Below are 3,790 nucleotides of genomic sequence, written 5' to 3'. Positions count from 1 at the left end.
CTCCTGGGTCAACAGCACGATTGACCGCTCCATGACCGTGATGGTCCGGCCAGCTGGGCAGCTGCCTGACAACAGGTTGGAGCGGTCGATCCGAGTCGAAAAGTCGATCGACGTTGCCTGTGCATCCCTGAAGGGGTGGCCGACCGGCTGGTCACCACCCTGCGTCGCTTCGGCTCCCTTGTCCGACAGGTCCGTATGAGTCACGAACAACGTGCAGTTGCGCATGTGCTGTTCCTTGGCGATGGCGCACTGGATCTCGTCTCCGTCGCAACTGAACGAGGCCTCACACGAGCCGCCCCAGTTCGAGTCCTTGCAGATCGGCGAGTCGGGGTTGTCTTCGCAGAACGACGGCTGATCCTGGCAGTCGCTGCCCGTGCAATTGCCATCGCCCGATCCGGTGCCTGTACCGTTGGCGTTAGGGTTGCTGCCCCCGGTGCCGGTGTGCGTGCCGGTCGGGTTGCCGGTCGTGCCATCACCGCCGATGTTCTTCGTCGTGGTCGTGCAGACACCCCCTCTGCAAGTGGTAGTTGTCTCGGTGCCTCCGCTGTTCTGCGAGCCGCTGGGCTTCGAGACATCGCCCGTCGACGTATCGCTGCAAGGCACGCAAACCGCGGTGCCATTGACCGAGCCAGGGCACTTGGGCGGTGGGCAACTGTCGACCTTCGGCGTGGTGTCACTCATGCCCGGATAGGTGCCCCCCTGGCCCTGAGGGTTGCACTGCTGGCCGGTGTGAACCAGCGGACCCATGATCCAGTGCTCGCCACCGTCAGACCTCGCGCCGAAAGCTCCCGACACCAGGCAGCCGTTAAAGCAACCGAGAAACCCCGATGAACTCGTATCGCTCGACTGAAAGGTCTTGCCATCGGTGTTGGGGACGACACCACCGGCAGCCGGGCACATAGACGGCTGGCACAAGTTGTTGACCAACGCGTAGCCAGGCGCGCAAAAGCACATACCGCCAGACTTCAGGTAGCCAGCCCCATCACACTTCGAATCCTGCTTTTGGGTGTGAACGTAGGTCATGCCAACCGGCTGCATCGTGCAGGCGTTGCCGTCGACGCAACGTTGCATGTCCCACTTGCACATGCCAGTCGGCCCCGGAAAGTCCGGGCAATTGGTAAAGGCAGAGAAGCTGTAGTGCACGTTCGAAGCCGCCGTTCGCTGCATCTCGGAAACGTAAAAGGCTGCATCCGCATCACGAGCTCCACCGACGCTGCCAGGACAAGCGCCCTTGCTGGGGTAGTACTTGCCGTTCAACGTCGAGGTGACCTCGTAGCAGTCGATGGTCACGGGAACGCCTGGCGACGGCCCGTAGGCCCTAGCTGGCGAGGGTACGAGCAAGCCCGACAGCACTGCCAGGACTAGCATGCAAACGATCAATCCAAGGCGAGCCATACCCCCCCCAGAAGCGCGACTAACACCCAAATACCCATGACAGACCCCCAGATGAAAAAAGGGACCTAGGAAGCGGCCCTAGGTCCCTGGCACGTTGCTGATTCGTGCCGTCGGATCACAGAACCGACTTGAACCACTTCCACAGCTTCGAGCCCACCGACACCGCGAACACGGCGGCACCGATCACGGCAACCGAAGCGCCGGCGGCAACGATGGCCGAGGTGTCCGGGTCACCAGCTGCAGCGTGGGCAGCACCCATGGCAGCCACGGCCGCGCCGGCGGCGATGGCCTTCTTGTTCTGGCTCACGTAGCGAAACATCTTGTTCATTCGAACTCTCCACACCGACAACAGAACCCGTGCGCTATCGGTGTCACGCACGAGGGGACCGCAACACGCGGTTATTCGTTTGCTGGCTCAGCGCCAGTGTTCAGGGTTCGCTGGAAGGCCTTCCAGCACCAGCCGATGCCCCAGACTGCAGCCACGGCCAGCGCCAGCACGGTGCCCTGCTCTGCCGTTAAGCTGAAGGGCGTGTAGGTGAGCCAGACCATCTCGTCACAGGGCGCACCGACGAAAGCCACGGCCTGGCTACCCAGGTCGACGCCGTCGCGATAGCGCTGCAGGTTCATGGTCGTGCCGGTCACGCCAGAGCACTGGACCAGCACCGTCACCGCAGAGCCGTCGCCGGCGACGCCTGCAGTGGCCAATGGGTACAAGGTGCCGCACGCATGCAAGGCTGCATCCTCTGCAGTGGCATGACAGAACCCGTTAGCTGCGATGCCCATCAGCGGCTCATCAGCAAGCGCCACACGCCGTAGAGCGAAGCCCCGGCAAAGGAAGCGCCCAACACCAGCAAGACAGCGCCGAGCATGACCTTAGGCCGCCTTCACTGCCTTGACCGGTGCCGGCGTCGCAAGATCGACCGGCCGGATGTCGTACACGACTTCCTTCGCCTCGCGACCGTTGCTCACGCGCTCGGTATCCAGCTCGGCCCAGAACGGCAGCGGCARGTGCTCGACGCGCTTGACCAGCTCGGCGCTGGGCAAACGAATCTCTTCGATCGCCAGACCCTTCGAAAACTGGGTCTGACCATTGCGGCTGTCGTCCAGCTTCACTTCGCAAAACAGCTTGCCGCTGTTGATGGCCTTGCCGTCTAGCGTTCCCTCGAAACGCTTGATGCCGATGACTTTGACTCGCATGACTTGTGCCCCTTTCAGGCTGCTTGATCGAGCTGATACCAGGTGGGAACCTCAGCGGGACGCAGCTCGATCAAGCGCACCCGAGGTTGAAAAGGCTTGACGTTGCGCACGGCGATATCGATGCCGTACGAAAGCAACTGTTTGCGGTGGCTGTAGAAGCTGGCGCGGCCCATTCGTGCCTTGACGTCCATACCAGCGAGGTAGTCGCGTGCAGTCGCGCGCAGGGCGCGAGGCAGCTCCTCGAAGTCGTCAGTGCTTTGCTTGGCACGAGAGAGCACTTCCGTGTGCTCGTTGAACAGTTGGATAAGTTGGCCCATGGCCCACCCCGATTCATAGTCGCCCAAGAATGCGCAGCCGATATCGGTCAGGGCGTTAGACCGTAGCGTTCCCTCAAAGCGCACCACGCCGCGCGAGGCGCAGTGCTCAATCACTCGTTGGTCTTCGCAGCCGTGTCGCTGCAGCTCCAAATGCTTGATGTAGGCCTTCCAGTACTGCCGGCGAGAGCCAGAGCCCCAGGCGACGGTTTCGCCCTGACCGAGTACCCTTCCCTCCTGCCGTCCCGCGTGCTGAGCACCCAGGTACTGCATGACGGCGTGCGCGTTGTCCGCGCTGCCTGCCTCGAAATTGGCCGTTAGGTCGATGCGGCTGATACGAGCACCTGTGTAGCCGTAGCGGACATCGCCACGCTTGACGTACTCGATGCGCTGACCCGAGGTGAACGCAGGTAGGCCGTAGTGCGCAAGCACAGCGTTGACCCGGCGGAAACACTCGACCAGGCCGAAACCGAACAAGTTTTCAGCCCGGCCGAAGCGGGAAACGTTGCCCGAGAAGGTGACCCGCTCGCCATCACATCGGACGTTTAGCGAGGTCTCGAACGAGCCTTCGTGCTTGACCGCCCGAGTCGTCTTCCACTCCAGCTCGCCATCCTCATCGACGCCGAGAACACACCCGGAATCGACGATCGGCAGACCACCCTGACCGTGCACCTGGCTGATGCTCAGCCAGTCGACAAAGAACGGGGCCTGCTGTTCAGCAGTCCAAAAATTTGGACAAACGGGACGTGTTACTAGCACGTCCCGCCCCGCGTCGCGGGTTAACCCTGAGCCCGCGGCCGCCGCCGGAAGCCGAGCAAGCTCGGCTTGCGGCGCGGCCGCAAGGTGATGGGACAGCCGGTTGCCGGCGCCGATCTGGACGACGG

The 3,790-nt window shown here is 62.7% G+C and carries 4 protein-coding genes and 1 pseudogene; all 5 read right to left on the bottom strand.

All coding sequences use genetic code 11. From position 1 onward, the window contains the following. Positions 1 to 1,257 (bottom strand): annotated as a pseudogene (locus AC1DYI_RS29280) (hypothetical protein); the annotation flags it as partial. A gap of 253 nt (positions 1,258 to 1,510) precedes the next feature. After that, positions 1,511 to 1,723, bottom strand: coding sequence for a hypothetical protein (locus AC1DYI_RS29275; RefSeq protein ID WP_477207638.1), 213 nt, complete (start codon positions 1,721 to 1,723; stop codon positions 1,511 to 1,513). 71 nt (positions 1,724 to 1,794) lie between these two features. Beyond that, the gene (locus tag AC1DYI_RS29270) at positions 1,795 to 2,178 is read right to left on the bottom strand and encodes a hypothetical protein (protein WP_477207637.1); all 384 of its coding nucleotides are present in this window, start codon (positions 2,176 to 2,178) and stop codon (positions 1,795 to 1,797) included. A gap of 90 nt (positions 2,179 to 2,268) precedes the next feature. Further along, a complete protein-coding gene (locus AC1DYI_RS29265; RefSeq protein WP_477207636.1) occupies positions 2,269 to 2,592 on the bottom strand; it encodes a hypothetical protein in 324 nt (107 codons plus the stop codon). Positions 2,593 to 2,606: 14 nt separating this feature from the next. Continuing rightward, positions 2,607 to 3,790, bottom strand: a 1,184-nt coding sequence (locus tag AC1DYI_RS29260) for a phage/plasmid replication protein, II/X family (RefSeq protein ID WP_477207635.1), incomplete at its 5' end; no start/stop codon positions are given.

The organism is Ideonella sp. P3_A4 (assembly GCF_056403075.1).
This window is presented reverse-complemented; position numbering and strand designations above follow the sequence as displayed.